Source organism: Bradyrhizobium genosp. SA-4 str. CB756 (assembly GCF_000473125.1).
In the GTDB taxonomy this organism is placed as follows: domain Bacteria; phylum Pseudomonadota; class Alphaproteobacteria; order Rhizobiales; family Xanthobacteraceae; genus Bradyrhizobium; species Bradyrhizobium arachidis.
Map to the genome: position 1 here is coordinate 653022 of NZ_KI421499.1, position 23965 is coordinate 676986.

A 23965-nucleotide genomic window follows, 5' to 3' on the forward strand; every position below is an offset into this window, starting at 1 on the left:
GGCATGCAGGCGTTCCTCGATATTTTCGACATCTACCTGTTGGAGGCCGTGATCAACGGCATCCTGCTCGGCGGCGTGCTGGCGCTGCTCGCACTCGGGCTCAATTTGATCTTCGGCGTCATCGATGTGACCTGGATCTGCTATGCCGAGCTGGTGATGATCGGCATGTACGCCATGTACTTCATGGTGCAGTACTATGGCGTCAGCTATTTCGTCGCGGCACCGCTGACGATCCTGCTGGTCGCGCTGCTCGGTGCCGCGCTGCATTACCTCGTGATCGCGCCGCTGCTCACGGCGCCGCCGATCAACCAGCTGCTCGCGACCGGCGGCGTGCTGTTCGTGCTCCAGAGCTTTGCCACCGTCGCCTTCGGCATCGACTTCCGCAATCTCGGCATCCGCCTGCCGGTGCTCGCCTTCGGCGACATGAATTTCAGCTACGCACGACTGCTCTCGTTTCTCGCGGCGCTGGTCGGCATGGTCGCGGTCTATCTGTTCATGACGCGGACCTTCACCGGCACCGCGATCCGCGCCATCTCGCAGGACCGGCAGATCATGGCGCTGATGGGCGTCGACACCAGGCGCATCTATCTCATCACCTCCGCGATCGGCGGCGGGCTGGCCGGGCTCGCCGCCTGCCTCCTGGTGCTGCAATATGACGTGCATCCCTTCGTCGGCCTCTCGTTCGGACCGATCACCTTCCTGATCTGCGTGCTCGGGGGCCTCGGCAATTTCATCGGCGGCTTCATCGCCGCCTTCGTGTTCGCGGAGATCATCTCGCTCGGCGGCCTGTTCTCCGATCTCGAATGGGGCTATGTGCTCGCCTTCGCCTTCTTCATCGTCATGATGTTCATCCGGCCCGCGGGCCTGCTGGCGAGGCGCCGATGACGGGGCAGGGGCGTCTCGCCGCGTGGGGGATCGGACTGGCGGCGCTGGTCGCGCTGCCGTTCGTCTATCGCGATCCCTATCATCTGCACATCCTGGTGCTGATCCTGATCTGGTCGTTCGCCTACACCTCCTGGTCGATGATGGGACGGTTCGGCCTGGTCTCGCTCGGCCATGGCGGCTTCATGGGGATCGGCGCCTATGTCACCGCGCTGTTGTGGAATCATCTGGGACTGTCGCCCTGGATCGGCATTCCCATCAGCATGGTCGCGGCCGGCGCGCTGGCGCTGATCGTCGGCTATCCCTGTTTCCGCTTCCGCATCACCGGGCACTATTTCGTGCTGGTGACGCTGGCGCTGTCGGGCATCGTGCTCCAGGTCATCACCGCGACGCGCGACTATACCGGCGGCTCGCTCGGCTACACGCCGAACCGGGCCTCCGGCAACAAGCTCTTGGCGCTGCAATTCGACGACAAGACCACCTGGTACCTGATCGCGCTCGCGGTCTGGCTGTTCGGCATCGTGGCCTGGCACTGGGTCGACCGCAGCATGGCGCGCTATGCGCTGGAGGCGATTTCGGAGGACGAGGACGCCGCCGCCGCCGCCGGTGTCAACGTCACCGCGGAGAAGCTCAAGATCACGCTGCTCAGCGCGCTGATGACGGCGCTCGCCGGCGCGATCTACTGCCAGTACCAGATGTTCATCACGCCCGACACGGTCAGCGGCATCGCGGTGTCGCTCCAGATGGTGTTCGCCGCCATCGTCGGCGGCCTGTTCGTCTCGCTCGGTCCGACCTTCGGCGCCATCATCACGATCCTGCTGGCCGAGACCCTGCGCATCGGCTTCGGCACCAAGGCGGTTGGCTGGGACAACCTCGTCTATGGCGTGCTGCTCGTGCTCTTCATCATATTCCTTCCCAAGGGTATCCTTGGTAGCTTGCTCGACCGATTGAAGCCCCAACGCAAGGTGCCCCGCGCTCATGAGCAAGAAGCCGTCCAAATCGCTCGCCCAGGAACTTGACCGCTACATCACGCCCTTCCGTTACGACGGATCGGGCAAGTTTCACCTCAAGGACTACAAGACCAACGAGAAGGGCGATCTCGACAAGGAGAAGGCGCAGGAGATCCTCGACGCCAACAAGAAGCGGCTGGTCGAATTCCAGGAGAAGCTCTACGCCCAGGACCGCTGGTCGCTGCTGATCGTGTTCCAGGCCATGGACGCGGCCGGCAAGGACAGCGCCATCAAGGCGATCTTCGAGGGCATCAATCCGCAGGGCTGCGAGGTCACCGCCTTCAAGGCGCCGAGCAGCAAGGAGCTCGACCACGACTTCCTCTGGCGTCATGTCGTCGCGCTGCCCGAGCGCGGCCATATCGGCATCTTCAATCGCTCGCATTACGAGGAATGCCTGGTGACGCGCGTGCACCCGGAGATCCTCGCCAAGGAGAAGCTGCCGGAAAAGCTCGTGACCAAGAACATCTGGAAGGAGCGGTTCGAGGACATCTCCGCCTTCGAGCGTTACCTGGCGCGCAACGGCACCGTGGTGCTGAAGTTCTTCCTCAACCTCTCCAAGGACGAACAGCGCGACCGTTTTCTCGACCGGCTGGAGATTCCGTCCAAGCAGTGGAAGTTCTCCATGGACGACATCAAGGAGCGCGCTCTGTGGCCGCGCTACCAGGCGGTGTATCAGGACATCGTCCGCCACACGTCGACGCCGCACGCGCCCTGGTACGTCGTGCCGGCCGACCACAAATGGTTCGCGCGCGTCGTGATCGGCTCGGTGATCAATGCTGCGCTCGAAAAGCTCGACCTGCGCTTCCCGCGCGCCGACAAGGCTTCGCTCGAGGAATTCAAGGCCGTACGCAAGGCGCTGGAGAAGGAGGGCAAGGGCGGCAAGAAGTGACGGTGAGCGGCGGCGCCAGCACATGTCAGAACAAAAAATCGAAAACAACCCCATGCACAGTAGCCGGCGATAGCTGGGTCAACGGTTTGGCGATGTAGGTGAAGGTCATTGCGGATTTTTCGAAATTAAATTGACGCGTCGGGCAAAACAGGGGTATGGTGTCATCATCGCAGCAGGTCGCGTTCGGATCTCGTAGGGTGGGCAAAGCGCAAGCGTGCCCACGCATTTTTGCGACCTGAGAGAGTTGGTGGGCACGGCGCAAGTGCGCCTCTGCCCACCCTACGATTGCGGTGTGAGTCGATCGTTCGTAGCCTCGTTCGATCAGGAGCGCTCGACGCGAGATCGTTGCTACCGTTGCGGCCTAAGGAACTCGCGTTAAATGTGATCCCTGCGCCATTGATCCTGCTTGACAGTTTTGTGGCACGGGAGGAGCATCCTTACGGTCGCAAACAAGCGACGCCCAACGTCCACATCAGAGCAAGGGGAGGTCTATGACTCCACCTCCGCAAATCCAGCCGCGTTAATTGCGATGGAGCTCGTTCGGACTATCGCATAGCGGCGAAAACCGCGAACGGCACGCCGGGACAAGGTTTAGCGGGCTGCATCAGTGAGGCAAGGCCCCTACCGTCCCGGCGCTGTATTCGATAGCGCCTTGATAGTGCGCTGAGCGCAGCGGATGGCCGACGAGGCCGACCGGCGTGTTTGACATCCTGTTTTCTCTCTCCTCCTCCTCGCCGTCATTCCGGGCCGACTCCCGGAATGACGGGAGAGTTTTGGCGCGTGTCTCACGGCGAAGACGGCCCGCGGCCGCACGGAAGCTCGCAGTTCCCATTCCTGCACTGCGGCAAATGCCAAGAGAATGTCGCCACATTGGCCAACTTCCGACACAGCGCCGGGGCGAATGACAGCGGTCCGACATGACGCAGTGCTTCGGCGGTGACGATGCCGACTCCGCCGGCGCATTCATTTTTTCCAGGGAATCATCGTGTCGCATAAGCTTGCCCCGGCGGTCCTCGCCGCTCTCTTCCTCGCGATCTCGTCTTTCTGTGGCGCCCACGCCGAGCCGGCTGCTCCGGCCGCCAACCAGGCGGCCGCGCTGTCGCCTGACGAGGCGAAGCGCGCGCTGGAGACGCTCCAGGACGACAAGAAGCGCGCGCAGATGATCGACACGTTGCGCGCGATCGCGAACGCATCCGGCCCACAGCAGCCCGCGCCCGAGCAGAAGTCGCCGATACCGCTCTCGGCGGACGGTCTCGGCGCGCAACTCCTGCTCACGGTGTCGGAGCAGATCGGCGACATCTCGCGCGAGATCGCCAGCGTGGCGCGGACGCTGACGCATTTCCCCGCGTTCTATTACTGGATCGTGCGCACCGCCAACGATCCCGCCGCCTACAATCTCCTGATCGAGATCGCCTGGAAGCTTGCATTGGTGCTCGGCTGCGCGCTTGCGGCGGAATGGGTGATCTTCCGCCTGATCCGGCGTCCGGTGGCATTCCTCGAGGGGCGCGTGCCGCATACCGCGCGCCTGCCGGTGCAGGCGCTGCCGATCGCCGATCCGCCATCGTCGGTGGCCGACGTGACGCCGGCGCCTGAATTGCAGAAGCGACGCCATAGCCTGGCGCGGGTCTGGCAATTGCTGCTGCGGCTGCCCTTCGTGCTCGGCCGCCTCCTGCTCGAGCTGCTTCCGGTGTTCGTCTTCATCGGCGTCGCGACCGCCTTGCTCGGCACCGAGATCGGCGATCCCGTCACGGTCCGCTTCGTGATCCTTGCGGTCGTCAACGCCTATGCATTCTCGCGCGGGCTCATCTGCGTGGTCCGCGCGCTGGCCGGGCCATTCGGCCTGTTTCCGGTGCGCGCCGAGACCGCGGCCTATATCGAGATCTGGGCACGCCGCATCGTCGGCGTCGGCGTCTCTGGCATCGCCTTTGCCAATGTGGCGCTGCTGCTCGGGCTGCACCGCGCCGGCTACGCCGCGCTGCTGCGCATGGTGATGCTGGTCGTGCATCTCTTCGTCGTCGTCATCATCCTGCAATGCCGCCGCCAGGTCGCCGATTCCATCCGTGCGCCGGCCGACCGGCAGGGCATCGCTGCGCGCCTGCGCAACCGCATCGCTGCCGGCTGGCACTACCTCGCCATCGCGCTCGATCTCGCATTGTGGGCGGTGTGGGCGCTCAACATCCGCAACGGCTATTCGCTGCTGCTGCAATATTTCGTCGGCACCATCGTGGTGGCGCTGATCACCCGCGTCGCCATCATGGTGACCTTGAGCCTGATCGACCGCGGCTTCCGCATCAGGCCGGAGATCCTCCAGCGTTTTCCGGGCCTCGAGGTCCGCGCCAACCGCTATCTGCCGCTGCTGCGCAGGATCGTCTCCGGCGTGATCGCCTTCATCGGCTTCGTCGCCGTGCTCGAAGTCTGGGGCGTCGATGCCATCGTCTGGTTCTATGGCGGTCAGATCGGCAGCCGGCTGATCTCGGCCGTGGTGACGATCGGCCTGGCCGTGTTCATCGCGGCAGCCATCTGGGAAGCCAGCAACGCACTGCTGGACCGCCAGATCAACTCGCTGTCGCGCGACGGGCACTATGCCCGTGCCGCGCGCCTGCGCACCTTCCAGCCGATGCTGCGAACTGCCTTGCTCTGCCTGATCGCCACCGTCGTCGGCCTCACCGCGCTGAGCGAGATCGGCGTCAATGTCGCCCCGCTGCTGGCCGGCGCCGGCATCGTCGGCATCGCGATCGGCTTCGGCTCGCAGAAGCTGGTGCAGGATCTCATCACCGGCCTGTTCCTGCTGCTGGAGAACACGGTCCAGGTCGGCGACACCGTCAGCGTCTCGGGGCTCTCTGGCGTCGTCGAGAACGTCTCGATCCGCACCATCCGCCTGCGCGCCGGCGACGGCGCCGTGCACATCGTGCCGTTCAGCGCGGTCACCACCATCACCAATGCCAGCCGCGGCGCCGGCAACGCCTCGGTCAGCGTCAATGTCGCCTACAAGGAGGACACCGACCGCGCCGGCCAGATCCTCAAGGACATCGTCGACGAGATGCGGCGCGAGCCGGAGTTTCGCGCGGCGATCCGCGGCGATCTCGATCTGTGGGGCATCGACAAGGTCGACGGCGCCATGGTGTCGATTGTCGGCCAGATCCGCTGCACCGAGGCCGGCCGCTGGCCGGTCCAGCGCGAGTTCAACCGCCGCATGAAGCTGCGCTTCCAGGAGCACGGCATCGAGATCGCGTCCCCAGTCCAGACCATCTTGATGCAGATCGCGCCACCTGCGGATAGTGCCGCCAATCTGACGCCGCGGCGGGCGGCTGGATAATTTCTGGGCTTGCCTCGGCCAGCGCGGCAGCGTTCACTCCGGCTCCAACCCGCTGACAACATGCGGGCGGCAAAAAGGGTGGGAGAGAACGATGCGGGGGCTGTGGGCCGGATTACGCGGTCATGTGATCGTCATCTGCGCGCTGATTGGATGCGCGTCGTGGACCGCGCCAGCGAGTGCGCAGCCATTCCCGTCGCGTCCCATCACCCTCGTCGTGCCGTTCGCGGCTGGCGGCCCGACCGATACGCTGGCGCGGATCCTGTCGGAGCGGATCGCCGCCGAACTGCACGCCACGGTCGTGGTCGAGAACGTCGCCGGCGCCTCCGGCAGCATCGCCGGTGCCCGCGTCGCGCGCGCGACGCCTGATGGTACGACCATTACGATCGGCCATTGGGGCACGCATGTGCTCAACGGCGCGATCTTCAAGCTGCCCTATGATCTGCTCGCCGATTTCGAGCCGGTGGCGACCATCGCGATGGGCACGCAGCTCATCGTTGGCCGCAAGTCGCTCGAGGCCAACAATCTGAAAGAGATGATCGCCTGGCTGAAGGCCAATTCCGGCAAGGCCACCGCCGGCACGGCCGGTGCGGGCACCGGCGCGCATGTCGCCGGCGTGTTCTTCAAGGAGAAGACCGGCACCGATTTCCAGTTCGTGCCCTATCGCGGCGCAGGGCCCGCCATGATCGATCTCGTCGCCGGCCAGATCGACATCATGTTCGACCAGGCCTCGAACTCGCTGCCGCAATACAAGAACGGCGCGATCAAGGCCTTTGCGGTGACCTCGCCGACACGGCTTGTCTCCGCGCCTGACATCCCGACCGTCGACGAGGCGGGGCTGCCCGGTCTCTACATCTCCTACTGGCATGGCATCTGGGCACCGAAGAACACGCCGAAAGATATTGTCACAAAGCTCAACGCGGCGATCGTCACGGTTCTTGCGGATCCCGCCGTCAAGCAGCGCTTCACTGAGCTCGGGCAGGAGATTCCGCCGTCCGATCAGCAGACGCCCGCGGCACTCGCGGCGTTCCAGAAGGCCGAGATCGAGAAATGGTGGCCGATCGTCAAGGCCGCGGATATCAAGCCGGAATAGCGTTGTCGCCGTATAGTCCTTCGTCTTCCTGATGGTTTGTGAGGTTTTTCTCGTCATTCCGGGGCGCGCGTCAGCGCGAGCCCGGAATCCATTGCGGCGGCGGTATCTGCGGATCGATGGATTCCGGGTTCGCGACTTCGTCGCGCCCCGGGGAATGACGGGGGGAGAGGGCAGGCCGCCCCTCAATCCCTCATCATCAGGAGCAAAAACGTCGCCGTGTTAACTTGCGCGCGCAACTGCGGATCGTTCTCGAAAACCTCGCTGCGGTGCGAGATCACAATCGATGCCGGGATGCCTGCGTCCTTGATCTCGGGTGAGCACTGGCCGACAATGGCCGCCCTTCAATAAGAAACTCCCTGGGGGAATTCGTGAATAGACCTGCTCGGGTCAGCGCCCATTCGACATCATCCGACGCCGCGCACGGCATGACGCTGCTGCGCGATCCCCTGCTCAACAAGGGCACCGCCTTCACCGAAGCGGAGCGCGCGGCGCTCGGCCTGCGCGGCTTGTTGCCGCCCTGCGTGCTGACGATGGAGACGCAAGCCGAGCGCGTGCTCACCAACCTCCGCACCCTGCCGACGGACCTCGAAAAATACGTCGCGCTGAACGCGCTGCATGACCGCAACGAGGCGCTGTTCTTCCGCGTCGTCGTCGACAACATCGACGAGATCCAGCCGATCATCTACACGCCGACGGTCGGGCTCGCCTGCCAGAAATACGGCCTGATCTTCCAGCGGCCGCGCGGCATGTTCATCTCCTCGCGCGATCGCGGCCAGATCGCGGAGATCCTGAAGAACTGGCCCTATCCGGCCCAGCTGATCGTCGTCACCGACGGCGAGCGCATCCTTGGCCTCGGCGATCTCGGCGCCAACGGCATGGGCATTCCGGTCGGAAAACTCTCGCTCTATTCCGCCTGCGCCGGCGTGCACCCCGAGCAATGCCTGCCGATCGTGCTCGACGTCGGCACCAACAATGAAGAGCTCTTGAACGATCCCTATTATCTCGGTCTGCGCGAGCGGCGGCTCACGGGCGAGGCCTATGACAGCTTCGTCGACGAGTTCATGCAGGCTGCGCGGAAGACGTTCCCGGGCGTGCTGATCCAGTTCGAGGATTTCGCCAATCACTCCGCGTTCAAGCTGCTGCACAAATACCGGGATGAGGCCTGCGTCTTCAACGACGACATCCAGGGCACCGCGGCGGTGGCGCTCGCGGGCCTGTTCTCGGCGCTGCGTGTCTCCGGCGGCAAGCTCAGGGATCAGCGCATCCTGTTCCTCGGCGCGGGCGAAGCGGCGACCGGCATCGCCGATCTCGTGGTCTCCGCCATGGTGGCGGAGGGCGCAACGGAAGCCGACGCGCTCCGCCGCAACTGGCTGGTGGATTCCCGCGGCCTGGTCGTTGGCGGCCGTGACGGCCTTCACGGCCACAAGCTGCGCTATGCCCATGCGGGCCAGGCGCCGATCGCCGACTTCCTCACCGCCATCAAGACGCTGAAGCCGACGGCGATCATCGGCGTTGCCGCGGTCGGCGGCGCCTTCACGCCCGACGTGCTCAAGGCGATGGCCGAGCTCAACGAGCAGCCGATCGTGTTCGCGCTCTCCAACCCGACCTCGAAGGCCGAATGCTCGGCGGAGGATGCCTACCGCTACACCGAGGGCCGCGCGCTGTTCGCCTGCGGCAGCCCGTATGATCCGGTGAAGCTGAGCGGCCGCACCTTCGTGCCGCGCCAGGGCAACAACTCCTACATCTTCCCGGGCGTCGGTCTCGGCGTCATCGCCAGCCGTTCGCGCCTGGTGACGGACGAGATGTTCATGGCGGCCGCCCATACGCTCGCCGACTGCGTCGGCAAGGAGGACCTCGCGCAAGGCAGCCTCTACCCGGCGCTGCCCCGCATCCGCGAGGTCTCGGCGCGGATTGCGGCGGCTGTGGCCGACGTTGCCTATCAGCGCGGGCTCGCGGAGGGACCGGCGCCGAACGACGTCAAGGCGCTGGTGCAGTCGCAGATGTACGAGCCGGCGTACTGAGGCTCACAATTCAAGCCGAACTTGTGGAGGCGGCCCCTCACCCCACCCTCTCCCCGTAAGAACGGGGCGAGGGAGGGCGAGAGCGGTGCGTCCCTGACGTGGGATGACCAGCCAGATCGTTTGCCGTGCCGCCTCTTAACCTCTCCCCGCTCTTTGCGGGGAGAGGTCGGATTGCGTAGCAATCCGGGTGAGGGGCAAGGCACGCCTGCAGGCCAGATTGAAAGCCCACCCGACGCCTCAGTCGTTTTCAGTTCGGCGTCAGGCCAGCCCGCCACCACCATTCCAGGTGGAATCGCCGTTGTGCCGCGCGGCGCTATATGCGACAATCTGTAGCGTTACAAGAAACTCAAGCCGCAAGGTAAGCCGCCATGGACGATCGTTTGCCCGAACTGGGAGACCTCGAGCGCGAGGTCATGCAATTGGTTTGGGCCCATGGTCCTGTCACGGCCGAAATCGTGCGTGAGCGGCTGTCGCGGCGCCTGAAGGAGTCGACCGTGCGCACCGTGCTGCGCCGGCTCGAGGAAAAAGGCTATGCTAACCACACCGTGGACGGACGGACCTATGTCTACACCGCCGCCGAACCACGCGCGAAGGTCGCGGCCAAGGCCGTGCAGCGCATCGTCGACTGGTTCTGCAACGGCTCGATCGAGGAGGTCCTCGTCGGCATGGTGGACAATGCGATGCTCGACCAGCAGCAGCTGCGCACGCTGGCCGACCAGGTGGCCAAGGCGAAGAAGGCGAGGGGAGTGAAGAAAGAATGATCGCAACTCTGGCGGAGGCGGCGCTGCGCTCCCTTGTGCTGGGAGGCGTCGTCTGGTTCGGTCTCTATCTTTTTCGCGTGCGCAATCCACACGTCCACATGACGGCGTGGATCGTCGTGCTGCTGGCATCGCTGGCGATGCCTTTCGTGATGCATTGGCCGACGCTGACCATCACGCGGCTGCCTCTGCCGATGCCCATGCCGGACGATGTCGCCCCAGTTGACATCTCGATGCTGGAGACGCCGCAGCCAGCCCTGGCAATGCCAGCGGGCGCCGCCGTCGTGGCGCCGCCTAGAAGCGGGTTCTCGATCAATTGGTGGCTGGTCGCCACCATCGTCTATGCCGGCGTCGCCGGCCTGTTGCTGTTGCGGCTCGCCATCGGCCTTTGCCTGACCTGGCGCCTGGCGCGGGCGGCGCAGCCCGTGAGCGGCGCGGCCATGATCGGAGCCGACGTGCGCGTCAGCCGCGACGTCGGCGGTCCTGTCACCTTCGGCTCGACCATCCTGGTGCCGCCGCAATTTGCAGCCTGGGATGCGAAGAAGCGTCTCGCGGTGCTCGCGCATGAAGGCGCGCATGTTGCCAATTGCGATTTCTACATCCTGCTGCTGGCTTCGCTCAACCGCGCAGTGTTCTGGTTCAGCCCGTTCTCGTGGTGGCAGCTCGCGCGCCTCGCCGAGCTCGCCGAGATCATCAGCGACGCCGAAGCGATCGAGGTGATCGACGACCGCCTGTCCTATGCCGAAATCCTGCTGGATTTCGCCAGCACCGTGAAGCCGCGGCCGGTGGAGCTCGCGATGGCGCGCGCCTCGACCGTGCGCGCCCGTGTCGAGCGCATCATCGCGGCAGCCGCGATGCCCGTCGCCGTCGGCTGGCGCAAGCGGCTGTGGATCGCGGCGGCGATCGTACCGGCCGTGATCGTCTCCGCGGGCATGATCGCCTATCGCAGCCCCGACCCTGCGCCCGTCGCCGCGGACACCGGCGAGGTGCCGGCCCAGCATTACCGTCCCTTCGTCAATTTCTACGCCATGGGGCCGTCTTCCGTGTTCGCGATCTTCCGCGAGGGCGACGAGGTTTACGGTCAGCTTACCGGGCAGCGCAGGCTGCGCCTGACGGTTGGCAGCGACGGCACCGCGTCCTACGCGGCTTCGTCCGGCGAGATCACGTTCCAGCTCGAGGCGGAGCGCCGCTCGTCCGAGCTGATGCTGCGCATGAACGGCCGCGACATCCGCGCGGTTCGCGTCGCCGAAATGCCGACGGCGGCGGCCGATTCCGCAGCGCTCGATCAATATGTCGGCTGGTACAGGGTCGCGCCGAACCGCGTGCTCACCGTGCGCCGCGACGGCGATCGTCTGCAGGTACAGGAAACCGTGCAGGGCCGGGCGGCGCTCCTCGCCGAGGGTGCCGACGTCTTCTCGATCCATGGCGATAATCTCCTGATCTTCCTGCGCGACGAGCAAGCCAAGGTCTCGCGGGTTCTGGTCCAGAACGCGGTCTTCGGCGCGCGACTTGCGCCGCGGATCGACGCGTCGGTGGCGCAGGCGATCGAGGCCGATTTCGCGCGCCGTGTCGCGGAAGTTCCGGATCGCTTCCGTGAGCAGGTCCCGGTCGCCGGCGGCAAGGACTTGATCTTGCGCGGGATCGAGGACTTGCGGCGCGGCACGCCGAACTACGATCGCATGAGCGCGCCGCTGGCTGCCAAGATCCATCGTCAGCTCAATGAAACGCAGGCGACGTTCGCAGCCCTCGGTGCAGTCGAGTCGCTCTTCTTCCGAGGCGTCGGCCCCGGCGGCTACGACATCTATGGTGCGAAGTTCGAGAACGGCACGGCGGAATTCCGCCTGCTGCTCGAGCCCGATGGCAAGGTCGGCGACGTGCTGTTCCGGGCCGACGGCAATGACGAGCTCGGCGGCATCGTGCCTTGCGCGGAGGACGCGAGCGTGCGCGGCCGCGCCGGCACCTCGCCGATCAGGATCATGCTCTATAACGAGATGGGCGACGACATCCAGGTCTTCAATCTCGATGCGAGCGGCAATCGCAGGATGCAGAGCCTCGTCAGGCCCAACGCGACCTGGGCCGCGACCACCACCGTGAACAATCCCTGGGTGATCGCCGACAAGGCGGGGCGGTGCATGGAGATCCTGGTGCCGGGCCGACAGACCCGCTTCCACAATGTCGAGGCGTCGAACCTCGGCGCGCGTCCGGGCCGCGCGGCACGCCGCGCCGTTCCGATCGCCAATGGCGAGGAGATGCTGCGCCGTTACATCGAGAGCGTCGGCAAGGGCCAGCCTGACTACGAGCACATGACGCCGGAGGTCGCCGACATCACGCGTCAGCAGCTGCCGTTCGACCAGGCGATCCTGGCGCGGTTAGGTGCGCTGCGCGCGGTCTCCTTCCGCGGCGTCACCGCGCTCGACAGCGACATCTATGTCGCCCAGTTCGCCAACGGCTCGGCGGAATGGCGTATCGGCGTCAGGAACGGCACGATCACCAAGATCGCGCTCGGGCCGAATTTCTAGGACGGCTGCTGCCGGCCGGCGGCTCGCGATTTCTTGACGGCGGTGTCCCAATCTCCGCTTGCCCGTCCATTGGTTGAATGCTACGATTTGTAGCACTACAAATCGTAGCTGCCGATGGCGCTGCCGTCGGGCAGTCTCGAAAGATTGGGCATTCGTCATGAGCAATGCTGCAAAGGCCGAGGTCGTGCTGGCGCTCCATCGCTTCGGGATGGGACCACGGCCGGGATCGATCGCCGCCATCGGGACCGACCCGCGCGGCGCGCTGATCGCAGAGCTCGACCGGCCGCTCACGCTGACCGCCGCAGCCAGTCTTCCGACGAGTGCGAAGGCCTATCGCACCGTGGCCGATGCCAATGCGCGGCGGACGGCGCGCGCCAAGCAGGCGCAGCAGCAGGCCAAGAAGCAGCAGATGGCTGCGACGCAAGTGGCTGCGGGCGAGCAAAGCCAGGCGCAGAGCGAAGGGCAGGCGCCGGCGCAAGGCCAGGAGAAGGACGCTGCCGAGATGGCGGCGAAGCAGGCTGCCGACGCCATTCCCGATCCCGGCCGCCCGATCTATTTGCAGGAAGCCAAGCTGCGCACGGAGGCCGCGCTGTCTGCCGAGATCGGCTTCGCCGAGCGGCTGGTGTGGTTCTGGTCAAATCATTTCTGCATCTCGGCCAACCGGATTCAGAGCATGTCCGGCGCCTACGAGCGCGAAGCGGTGCGTGCCAATGCGCTCGGCCACTTCGTCGATCTGCTGCTGGCCACCGAGGGCCATCCGGCGATGCTGTTCTATCTCGACAATCTGGAATCGATGGGCGCGAACTCGACCGCCGGCATCAACCGCAGCCGCGGCCTCAACGAGAACTTCGCGCGCGAGATCATGGAGCTGCATACGCTCGGCGTGCGCACCGGCTACACCCAGGACGACGTCATCAGTTTCGCCAATGTGCTGACGGGTTGGACCCTGGTGCCGCCGGGCGCCGATCCCACTCACGGCGGCGAGTTCACCTTCAATCCGCGGCTCCATGAGCCCGGCGGGCAGACCGTGCTCGGCAAGCGCTACGAGCAGGAAGACGCCGAGCAGGGCCGCGCCGTGCTGCGCGACCTCGCCGCGCATCCGGCGACCGCAACCCATGTCGCAACCAAGCTCGCGCGGCACTTCGTTGCGGACGAGCCGCCGCCGGCGCTGATCGAGCAGCTGGCGAAGACCTTTCGCGACACCGAAGGCGATCTCAAGCAGGTCGCGATCGCGATGGTGTCGTCGGATGACGCCTGGCGCGGGCCGCCGTCGAAGCTCAAGCGTCCCGGCGAATGGGTCGTCGGCATGGTGCGTGCGACCGGCATCACGCTCGTCGATCCCGTCCGCTACACCGGCGGCCAGCAACTGCTCGGCGAACCGCTGTGGCGTCCGTCGATGCCCAAGGGCTATCCGGACGACGAGGCGAGCTGGATCGACGGCGTCGGCCGGCGGCTCGACGTCGCCAACAATTTCGCCGAGCGCATCACCGGCATGGCCGATCCGCAAGTGATCATCGAGGACGTGTTCGCATCAGAGATCGCGAGCGAGGTGAAGCAGGCGGTCGGCCGCGCCGAGAGCCGGCAGCAGGCGCTCGCGCTGCTGTTCATGTCGGCGGATTTTCAGAGGAGGTGAGCATGGGCTTCGATCATCATCTGCCCACGCGGCGCGAGCTTCTGGTCGGCTCCGGTGCGCTGTTCGCCTGGAGCCAGATGCCGCGGATCGCGCGCGCCGAAGGCCGCGATCCGCGTCTGCTCGTCATCGTGCTGCGCGGCGCGCTCGATGGCCTCGGCGCGGTCGCGCCGGTCGGCGATCCCGACTGGGCCTCCTTGCGCGGCGATCGCGCGCTACTGCTGGACGGCAAGCCGCCGGCGCTGCCGCTCGATTCCTTTTTCGCGCTCAACCCGGCGATGCCGAACCTGCACCGGCTCTACAAAAGCGGCAAGGCTGCGATCGTCCACGCCTGCGCGACGCCCTATCGCGAGCGCTCGCATTTCGATGGCCAGGACGTGCTGGAGAGCGGCATTTCCAAACCCGGCGTGACCGCGTCGGGATGGCTCAACCGCGCGCTGCTTGCGATGGAATCCGGCGGGCGCGTCGATCCGCGCGGCAGCCGCGCGCTCGGCATTGGCTCGGTGACTCCGCTGGTGGTGCGCGGCTCCGCGCCGGTGATGACATGGGTGCCGCAGAAGCTGCTGCCGGCGAGCGAGGACACGCAGAACCGTCTGCTCGATCTCTACCAGCACACCGATCCAAAACTCGCGACCGTGCTCCAGGCGCGGATGAAGCTGGCCTCGCTCGGCGGCGCACCGGGCGCGGGCGATCCGATGTCGGACGATCCGACCCTGGCGCCTCCGGGCATCGCGCGCGTGCGCGCCTATTTCGCCGAAGCCGCCGGCACCGCCGCGCGCTATCTCGCAAAGCCCGACGGCCCGCGCGTCGGCGCCATGGGCTTCGTCGGCTGGGACACGCATATCGCGGAAGGCGCAGCGTCCGGCCAGCTCTACAATCTGCTCGGCGCGCTCGACGGCGCGTTCGCGGCGATCGAGAGCAACATGGGCGAGGCATGGAAGGAGACCGTGGTCGCCGTCGTCACCGAGTTCGGCCGCACCGCGCGCATCAACGGTACGCAAGGCACCGATCACGGCACGGGCACGGTCGCCTTCCTCATCGGCGGCGGACTCGCCGGCGGCCGCGTGATCGCGGACTGGCCGGGCCTGAAGCCGGCGCAGCTGTTCGAGGATCGCGATCTCAAGCCGACCACGGATCTGCGCGCGGTGCTGAAGGGCTTGCTGCGGGATCACCTGCGCGTCGAGGAGAAGGTGCTGGCAGATACAGTCTTCCCCGGCAGCACTGAGGTCAAACCGATGGGAGGCCTCGTCGGCTGACGGCGTTGTCGCAACCGGATCGGGTTCGTGATGTGCACACTGACGCAATTGGAGCTCGACTTTCTCGCCAGCCTGAAAACCGGCTGGCGACGGCTCTATCGGCGCGAGCTGATGCGGCTCCTGAAGGGGGACGCCGATACCGGTGAGCACAGCCCGGATTCGCGTCCGATCATTTTGCGGGTCGTATCGGGCTGATTTTCCGCGAATTTTGTTCCGATTCACGACAGCGACTGTGGTGGAATGGCCACAGCTGGCGCGAAAGGACCGCGGCCGCAAGGCCGCTTCTGTTCAGACAAGGTTCTGCCCTCATTGCCGACCGAAACTTGGGGTTGTTCGGAGGGCGCATCATGTCTCGCATTGCAAGTGCCGAAACTGCCCGGATGTCCCTGGCAACCTCGAGCCGGCTGCTGCTGGTCATCGTCGGTGCCGCTTCGCTCGCCGCGTGCGCGCAGTCGCCGGCCGGCCGCCAGAGGGCGGATCTCGGCACCAGCCGGCAGGCCACGATCGAGCGGCCGCACCGGGTCGCGGCATTCCGCCCGCGGCCGATCCACCGGGCGCGCATTCCCAATAATACTCGCGAGGCAAAGCAAAACGCTTCGCATGGCGTTGCCAGCTTCTATTCGGATACGGAAACCGCAAGCGGCGAGAAGTTCGACAAGAACGAATTGACCGCGGCCCATCCGACCCTGCCGTTCGGCACCAAGCTGCGTGTCACCGATGTTTCCTCCGGCCGCTTCGTCACCGTCCGGGTCAACGATCGCGGGCCGTTCGTTCGCGGACGCGTGGTCGACGTCTCGCCGTCCGCGGCCGAGGCGCTTGGCATGGTCGACAAGGGCATCACCAATGTCAGGCTCGATGTCGTGCGATAGCGCGATTCATCGAGCTGAGACGCGCCGCGCTTAACCGGCTGTTAGCTGCTTCTCGCGCACGATGGCTGCCCGAACAATTCGGGGCGGTTGGGGAGGCGGGCGCTTGAACACGATCCAGTATCTCGAAGATCAGGCCGCGCGCGCCGAGCGCCTCGCCAAACGGATCACGGATACGCTGACGATCGAAAAGCTGCTGACCTTCGCCGGCGACCGCCGCCGCGAGATCGAACTGATCGCTGGCAAGTACCGGCGCGCATAACTCCCGTAATCCATGCACTGAACGCATTCGCCCTCTCTTTGAGGCGCGGAACTTCTTTTCGCCTGCCGCGTCATCTGGGCGAGGCAAGAGGAGGAGGACATCATGGGTTTTGGAAGAGGTGCTTTGCTTTGGCTGCTTGGCGTGCCGCTGCCGATCATTCTGCTGCTGGCATTGTTCTGGCACCACTAGAGCATGATCGGGAAAAGTGTAGAGCGGTTTTCCGACAAGATCATGCTCAAGCACGAACGTTGAAGTACGGAAAAGCGCCGCGGACGCGGCGCTTTTTTGTTGCCTGCGATTTGAAGTCCATCAATTGCGCAATGCGCGATCAGGTGTGGCTCTCGACGAAGTCGCTGAGATAATCGGGCAGCGTCACGCCGTCGATGTCGCAACGCGCCTTGATCTCGCCGGCGACATCGGTGGAGATGTCCTTCATCCAGTGCTCGAGCGTGTTGAAGGAAATCACCTTGATGGGATCGTTGAAGCAGCCGGCGACGAGCTCGCCGATGGTGGCTTCGAGATCGCTGCGCTCGACCCGAATCTCAGTTGCCTTGTCGAGGCGATCGATCACCACGATCAGGGTCTGATCTGCGCCATAAGGCACGATGGAAGATGGTACGCTGGCTTCAAGCATCTTGAGGCACTCGTCTTGACTTCCGATCCCCATTAACGGGAAAAACCGGAAGAAGGTTCCTGCCTTGATCGGAAGCTTGTCGCGCGCGTGCAGCTTTCCGCGCCTGCACGCAATCAGAGATATTCCCGCAAGCGCGACAGCTCTGCGACGTGCTCGGGCGAGAGGACGCCCGTGACCAGCGGCGGCTGCGCCGTCGTGTGGATTTCATAAAGATGTCTGGTCGCCGCCGGCTTGCCCATGAAAGCGGAGATGCACTGATCGAGCGTGCCTTCGCTCACCTGATAGGTGTCCCTGTCCGGCCGGCGCTGGTTCGCCAGTGACGGCCATTTGTGCAGCACCGCAAGCGCGCTGAAATCGACCTTTGAACCTGCAACTGATGCGTCCCTCATTGTCCCCGCCCTCACGCAAAAACACCCCAGCACGCTGGTTGGCGTGCCGGGGCCCACTATCGCTGCATCTCAATGCCGCAGCCACACAACGCGGCGGCCGGGAAAAGGTTCCCGGCCGCCTTGTTGCCGTCAGCTTGCGGCCGCTGCGATCTTGTGCCCCGGACTGACATGACCGTGGCTGGTCTCGTCGCCGCGGCTGACCTCCGGCGGAAGCTCCGCAAAGCGTCGCAGGGCTTCGGCCATCTGCACGCGGCCCTGGACGCCGGTGATCACCACGTCGACCATCGCAAAGGACGAGTGGAAATGGCCGCGCGCCTTGAGCTGTTCGACCGGGACGCCGGCAGCAGCCATTGCTTCGGCATAGGCGATGCCCTCGTCGCGCAAGGGATCGAACTCGCAGGTGACGACGAAGGCCGGCGGTAACCCTGAAACCTTGCCACGCAGCGGCGAGACGCGCGGATCGGTGCGGTCGGCCGGTGAGCAGTAGAGGTCCCAGAACCAGTACATCAACGAGCGCGTCAGGAAATAGCCGGTCGCATTGTCGTTGTAGGACGGGCGATCATAGGTGCAGTCGGTGACCGGACACACTAGCAATTGGCCGGCGATCTCAGGCCCGCCGCGGTCGCGCGCGAGCTGGCAGGTGACGGCGGCGATGTTGCCGCCGGCGCTCCAGCCCGCGACCAGCACCGGTCCCGGTCTGCCGCCGAGCTCGGTGGCGTGCTCGGCGATCCAGCGCGCCGCCGCATAGCCGTCTTCGGCCGCGGCCGGGAAACGATGCTCCGGCGCGTGGCGGTAGCCGACGCTGACGAACATCATGCCGGTCCTGCGCACCATGTCGCGACAGAACGGCTCGTCGGACTGTTCGTCTCCGAGCACCCAGCCACCGCCGTGGAAATAGACCACGACCGGATGCGGCCCCGGCGTCGCCGGCTTGTAGGCGCGATAGGGCAGCGGGCCATCGGCGCCGGGCAGGGTGCCGTCGACGATCTCGCCGATCGGGCGTCCCGCCGGGCGCCCCTTGTTGAACTCGTTGACGAAGGCGCGCGCGCCGATCGCGCCCATCGACTCGATCGGCGGCAGGTTCAGCGACGCCAGCAGGTTCAGCACCAGCCGCACGTCCGGCTGCAGCTTCACCACCTCGCCGTCGTTGCATTGCGGGGCGACATTGGGGCCGCCGAGCTTGAAGCCGAGCATGCCGCGGTTCGTGACCTCGTCGCAGATGCTGCGATAGGGGCCGACGCCGCCGGTATAGGGCATCAGGCCCTGGATCTTGCCCGGCACGTTGGCGCCCGTGTACCAGGTGTTGGCGAGCCGGTGCAGCGTCACCATCGAGCAGTCAGCCATGTGCCGACCCCAGGCGGCCTGCGCCGTCTCGGTCGGCTCCATCGTGGTGAAGCCGGCATCACGCAATGCGGCGAGGCGATCGACCACCCAGTCGACATGCTGCTCGATCGACACCGCCATGTTCGAGAGCACCGACGGGCTGCCGGGCCCGGTGATCATGAAGAAGTTCGGGAAGCCCTCGACCGTGAGCCCGAGATAGCTCTGCGGCCCCTGCGCCCAGACATCGGTGAGCGACTTGCCGCCGCGTCCGGTGATCGGATGCACAGCGCGGATCGCGCCGGTCATGGCGTCGAAGCCGGTCGCGAACACGATGACGTCGACGTCGAAATTGCGCTTGCCGGTGGTGATGCCGCTTCCGGTGATCGCCTTGATCGGCTCCTGGCGCAGATTGACCAGCGTGACGTTCGGCCGGTTGTAGGTCGCATAGTAATTGGTGTCGAGGCAGGGACGCTTGGCACCGAAGGGATGATCGTCCGGCATCAGCGCCGCCGCCGTCTCGGGATCCTTGACGGCAGCACGGATCTTTTCGCGGATCAGGTCCTGGACGATCTTGTTGCCGTCGACGTCGACCGCCTGGTCAGCCCAAAGCTGCGTCAGGATGTGGACGAGGTCACCGGCTGCCCAGGCGCGTTCGAACCGCTCACGACGCTCGGCATCGCTGAGCTGCCAGCTCACGACGGTCTGCTGCGGATAGGGCACGCCGGTCATCGACTGGCGCGCCTGCTCGCGATAGGCCGCGCGGTCGCTCTGGAACATGTCCATGCGATCGGCCGGCGAGGGGCCGTTATGGGCGGGCAGCGCGAAATTCGGCGTGCGCTGGAATACGGTCAGATGCGCGGCCTGCTCGGCGATGATCGGGATCGACTGGATCGCCGAGGAGCCGGTGCCGATCACCGCGACGCGTTTTCCCGCGAGGTTGACGCCGTCATGCGGCCAGCGCCCGGTGAAATAGACCTCGCCTTTGAAATCCTTCACGCCGTCGATCTCCGGCGGCTTTGGCGCGGAGAGGCAGCCGGTGGCCATGACGTAATGACGAGCGGAAACCGGTGCGCCATTGCTGGTGGTGAGCTGCCAGCGTTCGGCCTGCTCGTCCCACTTGGCTTCCGTTACCTTGGTGTTGAAGCGGATGTCGCGACGCAACTCGTAGCGATCGGCGACGAAACCGAGATAGCGCAGGATCTCGGGCTGGGTCGCGTATTTCTCCGACCAGGTCCAGGCGCTCTCCAGTTCCGGGTCGAAGGTGTAGCTGTAGTCGATGGTCTGGATATCGCAGCGCGCGCCGGGATAGCGGTTCCAGTACCAGGTGCCGCCGACATCGCCGGCTTCTTCGAGCGCGACGGCCGAGAGGCCGGCCTTGCGCAGGCGATGGAGAAGATAGAGGCCGGCAAATCCGGCGCCGACCACGGCAACGTCGACTTGTTGGGCTGTTCCACTCGCCGCCTTGGACTCACGTGCGGCGACCATTGCGTCTGGCATGGTATTCCTCCCGTGTAGTTTGTTTTGCCGGCAGGCTAGCCCTGCAGGCCTGGTCTGTCATCAGGACAAATGCAATCTTCGGTAGTCATTCGCGGCGCGATCGTGGCCGCGCGAAGATTGCGGCGATACACGCACCGCGATGCACAATCGCCGGGATTGTCCGGGCTAATCAGAGCACATCCTTCTGTGTATGCTTGCGGCTACAAGCCACGCGTGCCCAGGGCGTCATGACAGAGTTGAGTGAGCGAACCAAAGCGAACATGGACGTCGTCCTGGAGGAGACGTGCCGCCAATTGCCGCATGGCGGCGATCACGACAGCCGCAGGTTCATCGCCGAGCGCCTGATCGAGGCGGCAAAGGCGGGACATTCCACGCTCGGCGAGCTCGGCATCATCGCAAGGCGCGCGCTGGCGGAGATCATTGCGAAGAGCGGTTAGGCGGCGGCCGCGGTGACGGTGCGCTCCCTCGCCCCGTTCTTACGGGGAGAGGGTTCGGGTGAGGGGCTTCTCTCCGCGCGTGCGACTGCCGCGAGACCTGTACCCCCTCACCCGGATCGCACCGGACGATGCTTCGCATCGCCGGGCAGAAGTAAGAACGCGGCGGTGCTTGCCTCTTCGCGCATCCAAGACGTAACCTCGCCAGGAACCCTTTCCGCGCATTGAGATCCCTCAAGATGCGGTCCCTGCTCACGCTCATCACGACGTCCGCGCTCCTTTGCTGTGCCGGCTTCGCCTTCGCGCAGCCGGTCGGACAGTTCCCCTTCGCGCTGACGCGTGAGGGGCAGATGCTGGGCGCCGTCGAAGGCGAGGTGGCCTCGTTCAAGGGGTTGGCCTATGCGGCGCCGCCGGTCGGCGCGCTACGTTGGCGGGCGCCGCAGGCGACCGTCGAGAGCTCGGAGATGCACACCGTCTACGATTACGGCGCGCCGTGCCTTCAGCCGTCGCTGCCTGATACGAGCGAGGATTGCCTGACGCTGAACGTGTTCCGTCCGTTCGGGGTCGATGGCCCGCTGCCGGTGATGGTCTTCATCCATGGCGGCGGGTTCGTCTCAGGCACGGCGAACGATCCGCTGTTCGACGGCGCAAAGCTCGCACAGGCCGGCCTCATCGTGGTGACCGTGAATTATCGCCTCGGCGCGCTCGGCTGGCTCAGCCATTCCGAATTGTCGGACGGCGGCTCCGGCAATTACGGGCTGATGGACCAGATCGCGGCGCTGCACTGGGTCCACGACAACATCGCGGCCTTCGGCGGCGATCCCGGCAATGTCACCCTGTTTGGTAGCGACGCAGGCGCGACGTCGATCGCGCTGTTGATGCTATCGGCGCCATCGCGCGATCTGTTTCAGAAAGCCATCCTGCAATCGGTGCCGGGCCGTAGCCGACTGCGCTCGGCCCAGGAGGCGGAAGTCGTGAGCCGGCAGTTCGCAGCGGCGCTCGGATCGCAGACTGATTTGCGCGCGGCCGAGCCGCCGCGCCTGCTTGCCGCCCAAAAACATCTGCTCGAAAAATCACCGCACGGCTTTGCGCCATTCATCGATGGAGCTCTGGTGAGCGGAGATGTTGCCGAAGGCTTTGCGGCCGGGCATGAAGGCCGCATTCCCCTGATCATCGGCTCGAACGATGACGAGACGGGCTTTGATAGCGAGCTCGACCTCAAGGAGGCGCTCGCAGCATCAGGTGCCACGAGCGAGGTGTTGCGCAAGCTTTATCCCGATCTCGCCAAGCCTTCGGAGCTCGCGGCGCGGTTCTACACCGACAAGGTCTTCTCCGAGCCGGTGCGGCTGCTGGCCCGCCTGCATGCCGCAAGCGGCGCGCCGACGTTTCGCTATCGCTTCGCCTACGTGCCGGAAGCGCGGCGTGCAAATCCCGAAGGCGGCCACGGGCGGGAGTTGCAGTTGATCTTCGGCGTGGAAGGCGTGCCGGGTGCGGGCATCTTCTCACGGCGCGACCGAGAGGTCGCAAGCCGCATGCGCAGCTACTGGATCAACTTTGTAAAAAGCGGCGATCCCAACGGTCCCGACTTGCCACGCTGGGACGCGGCCGCAGACCGCGATCGCCTGCTCCTGATCACGAACGACCGCATCGCGAGCGGAGACGACCCCTTGTCAGAGCGTCTCGACCGGCTCGCAGGTGAGGGCAGAAAATGAGTTGGAATTAGGCCGCGAGCTCGACGCGCGGCGCCGGGCTCAGCCGGTCTTCCTCCAGATAGTCCACCGCGCCGTCCTTCTCGACGGCATAGAACTGCTGGCCTTCCCGCGACTTGAACGCGGCGCGAACGACGCCGCGGCGGCCCTTGTCACTGTTAACGACGTCCCCCAGCGCAAACTTCCTCATCTCACGTCCCTGGCAACCGGCCGACTGCTTCGGCCACACAGCCGGGATTCTGCGAGGCAAATCGTTAACGACTTGCTAACCATGCCGGTTTGCCTATGCTCGCCGCCGATGCGCAGCTGCTACACGCGCATGTTGTCTTTGAGCCGGGCCTTTACCCATGACGCGATTTCCGACCCTGTTCCTGTCGCACGGCGGCGGCCCCTGGCCGTTCATGGAGGACAGACGGGTGCAATATGCGAAGACCGCCGAAGCGTTCGGCCGGTTGCCGCAGCTGCTGCCGGAAAGGCCCAAGGCCGTGCTCGTCATCACCGGACATTGGGAGGCCGACGCCTTCACCGTGTCGACCTCGGCGCATCCGCCGATGGTCTACGACTATTACGGTTTCCCCGAGCATACCTATCACCTGAAATATCCGGCGCCGGGCAAGCCCGAGCTTGCAGCCAGGGTGAGGGCGCTGCTCAAGCATGCGGGCCTCGATTGCCGGGAGGATCCCAACCAGGGCTTCGATCACGGCACCTTCGTGCCGCTCGGCCTGATGTATCCGAACGCCGACATGCCGATCGTGCTGCTGTCGCTGAAATCGACTTACGACGCGGCCGAGCACATCAAGGTCGGACAGGCGATCGCATCGCTCCGCGACGAGGGCGTTCTGATCGTCGGCAGCGGGCTGACCTATCACAACATGCGCGGCTTCGGCCGTGCGGAGTCCAAGCCGGTCTCGTATGATTTCGAGGCCTATCTGAACGAGGCTATCAGCAACCCGGATGCGGCGCGCCGCAACGCGATGCTGGTCGACTGGGAGAGCGCGCCGAGCGCACGCCTTGCACATCCCCGCGAGGACCATCTGCTGCCGTTGATGGTGGCCGCCGGTGCCGCCGGCAGCGATGTCGGCAAGCGCGTCTTCGTCGACGAGGTCGCGAACGTCGCGATGGCGTCGTACGTGTTTGGGTAATGACTTCTTCTTGCTCTCCCCGCTTGCGGGGAGCGGCGAAGACAGCTTCACCCGTAGCGAAGCTTCATCACGAGAATGCCGCCGGCGAGCAGCATGGTGACGGCGTTCGAGGCGATCAGTGGGCCGTCGCCGCTGAGCAGGCCGTAGATCAGCCAGAGCGCGAGGCCCAGCACCATGACCAGGAACATGCCGAGCGAGATGTCGCCGGTGGAGCGGGTCTTCCACACCTTGATGGCCTGCGGCGCGTAGGCCACGGTGGTGCAGGTGGCGGCGGCAAAGCCGATCAGCTTGATCACGAATGGTTCCATGCGCGCTCTATAGCATGGATTCGACGGCGG

21 protein-coding genes are annotated in these 23965 nt (G+C 65.4%); 16 read left to right on the forward strand and 5 right to left on the reverse strand.

What is annotated here, in order from left to right; genetic code table 11:
• Positions 1-3: 3 nt before the first annotated feature.
• The 13 genes from BRAGE_RS0103165 to BRAGE_RS55665 all read left to right on the forward strand — a co-directional run bounded on the left by BRAGE_RS0103165 (position 4) and on the right by BRAGE_RS55665 (position 16499).
• The gene (locus BRAGE_RS0103165) at positions 4-885 is read left to right on the forward strand and encodes a branched-chain amino acid ABC transporter permease (RefSeq protein ID WP_027560486.1); all 882 of its coding nucleotides are present in this window, start codon (positions 4-6) and stop codon (positions 883-885) included.
• Complete coding sequence (locus tag BRAGE_RS0103170) at positions 882-1901, forward strand: branched-chain amino acid ABC transporter permease (RefSeq protein ID WP_027560485.1); 1020 nt, start codon at positions 882-884, stop codon at positions 1899-1901. Before BRAGE_RS0103165 ends, BRAGE_RS0103170 begins: the two co-directional genes overlap by 4 nt.
• Positions 1861-2781 carry a polyphosphate kinase 2 family protein gene (locus BRAGE_RS0103175; protein ID WP_027560484.1) on the forward strand — a complete coding sequence of 307 codons (921 nt, stop codon included), beginning with the start codon at positions 1861-1863 and terminating at the stop codon, positions 2779-2781. The genes BRAGE_RS0103170 and BRAGE_RS0103175 overlap by 41 nt, the downstream gene beginning before the upstream one ends.
• Positions 2782-3766: 985 nt before the next feature.
• Positions 3767-6097: a mechanosensitive ion channel domain-containing protein gene (locus BRAGE_RS0103180; protein ID WP_027560483.1), complete on the forward strand. Its 2331-nt coding sequence runs from the start codon at positions 3767-3769 to the stop codon at positions 6095-6097.
• A gap of 91 nt (positions 6098-6188) precedes the next feature.
• Entirely contained in the window at positions 6189-7187 is a 999-nt protein-coding gene (locus tag BRAGE_RS0103185) for a tripartite tricarboxylate transporter substrate-binding protein (RefSeq protein WP_027560482.1), read from the forward strand.
• Between the two features lie 368 nt (positions 7188-7555).
• The gene (locus BRAGE_RS0103195; protein WP_084334495.1) at positions 7556-9208 is read left to right on the forward strand and encodes an NAD-dependent malic enzyme; all 1653 of its coding nucleotides are present in this window, start codon (positions 7556-7558) and stop codon (positions 9206-9208) included.
• 368 nt (positions 9209-9576) lie between these two features.
• Positions 9577-9969 (forward strand): BlaI/MecI/CopY family transcriptional regulator, encoded by a 393-nt coding sequence (locus tag BRAGE_RS0103200; RefSeq protein ID WP_027560480.1) that lies wholly within the window; start codon positions 9577-9579, stop codon positions 9967-9969.
• A complete protein-coding gene (locus BRAGE_RS0103205; RefSeq protein ID WP_027560479.1) occupies positions 9966-12485 on the forward strand; it encodes a M56 family metallopeptidase in 2520 nt (839 codons plus the stop codon). Before BRAGE_RS0103200 ends, BRAGE_RS0103205 begins: the two co-directional genes overlap by 4 nt.
• Before the next feature lie 157 nt (positions 12486-12642).
• Positions 12643-14118, forward strand: coding sequence for a DUF1800 domain-containing protein (locus BRAGE_RS0103210; protein ID WP_027560478.1), 1476 nt, complete (start codon positions 12643-12645; stop codon positions 14116-14118).
• A gap of 2 nt (positions 14119-14120) precedes the next feature.
• Positions 14121-15371: a DUF1501 domain-containing protein gene (locus BRAGE_RS0103215; RefSeq protein WP_027560477.1), complete on the forward strand. Its 1251-nt coding sequence runs from the start codon at positions 14121-14123 to the stop codon at positions 15369-15371.
• Between the two features lie 30 nt (positions 15372-15401).
• On the forward strand, positions 15402-15566 hold the full coding sequence (locus BRAGE_RS55660; RefSeq protein ID WP_167336477.1) for a hypothetical protein: 165 nt from the start codon (positions 15402-15404) through the stop codon (positions 15564-15566).
• Between the two features lie 152 nt (positions 15567-15718).
• Positions 15719-16240 (forward strand): septal ring lytic transglycosylase RlpA family protein, encoded by a 522-nt coding sequence (locus BRAGE_RS0103225; RefSeq protein WP_027560476.1) that lies wholly within the window; start codon positions 15719-15721, stop codon positions 16238-16240.
• Between the two features lie 103 nt (positions 16241-16343).
• Positions 16344-16499 carry a hypothetical protein gene (locus tag BRAGE_RS55665; protein ID WP_167336478.1) on the forward strand — a complete coding sequence of 52 codons (156 nt, stop codon included), beginning with the start codon at positions 16344-16346 and terminating at the stop codon, positions 16497-16499.
• 328 nt (positions 16500-16827) lie between these two features.
• Here the strand turns inward: BRAGE_RS55665 and BRAGE_RS0103235 are convergent, their stop codons facing one another.
• The 3 genes from BRAGE_RS0103235 to BRAGE_RS0103245 form a co-directional block, all read right to left on the reverse strand.
• Positions 16828-17133: a hypothetical protein gene (locus BRAGE_RS0103235; protein ID WP_027560475.1), complete on the reverse strand. Its 306-nt coding sequence runs from the start codon at positions 17131-17133 to the stop codon at positions 16828-16830.
• 113 nt (positions 17134-17246) lie between these two features.
• Complete coding sequence (locus BRAGE_RS0103240) at positions 17247-17522, reverse strand: hypothetical protein (protein ID WP_027560474.1); 276 nt, start codon at positions 17520-17522, stop codon at positions 17247-17249.
• A 129-nt stretch (positions 17523-17651) separates the two neighbouring features.
• Positions 17652-20342 (reverse strand): flavin-containing monooxygenase, encoded by a 2691-nt coding sequence (locus tag BRAGE_RS0103245; RefSeq protein WP_027560473.1) that lies wholly within the window; start codon positions 20340-20342, stop codon positions 17652-17654.
• 260 nt (positions 20343-20602) lie between these two features.
• On the opposite strand from BRAGE_RS0103245, the gene BRAGE_RS0103250 reads away from it, so the two are divergent.
• Positions 20603-20779 carry a hypothetical protein gene (locus BRAGE_RS0103250; protein WP_231164101.1) on the forward strand — a complete coding sequence of 59 codons (177 nt, stop codon included), beginning with the start codon at positions 20603-20605 and terminating at the stop codon, positions 20777-20779.
• Between the two features lie 236 nt (positions 20780-21015).
• The gene (locus BRAGE_RS0103255; protein ID WP_027560471.1) at positions 21016-22488 is read left to right on the forward strand and encodes a carboxylesterase/lipase family protein; all 1473 of its coding nucleotides are present in this window, start codon (positions 21016-21018) and stop codon (positions 22486-22488) included.
• A 7-nt stretch (positions 22489-22495) separates the two neighbouring features.
• Here the strand turns inward: BRAGE_RS0103255 and BRAGE_RS0103260 are convergent, their stop codons facing one another.
• Positions 22496-22675 (reverse strand): hypothetical protein, encoded by a 180-nt coding sequence (locus tag BRAGE_RS0103260; protein WP_027560470.1) that lies wholly within the window; start codon positions 22673-22675, stop codon positions 22496-22498.
• A gap of 157 nt (positions 22676-22832) precedes the next feature.
• Between BRAGE_RS0103260 and BRAGE_RS0103265 the strand changes: the two genes are divergently transcribed.
• Positions 22833-23627, forward strand: a complete 795-nt coding sequence (locus tag BRAGE_RS0103265; protein ID WP_027560469.1) for a DODA-type extradiol aromatic ring-opening family dioxygenase — start codon at positions 22833-22835, stop codon at positions 23625-23627.
• 47 nt (positions 23628-23674) lie between these two features.
• On the opposite strand, the gene BRAGE_RS0103270 is transcribed toward BRAGE_RS0103265, so the two are convergent.
• Entirely contained in the window at positions 23675-23935 is a 261-nt protein-coding gene (locus BRAGE_RS0103270) for a SemiSWEET transporter (RefSeq protein ID WP_027560468.1), read from the reverse strand.
• Positions 23936-23965 lie beyond the last annotated feature (30 nt).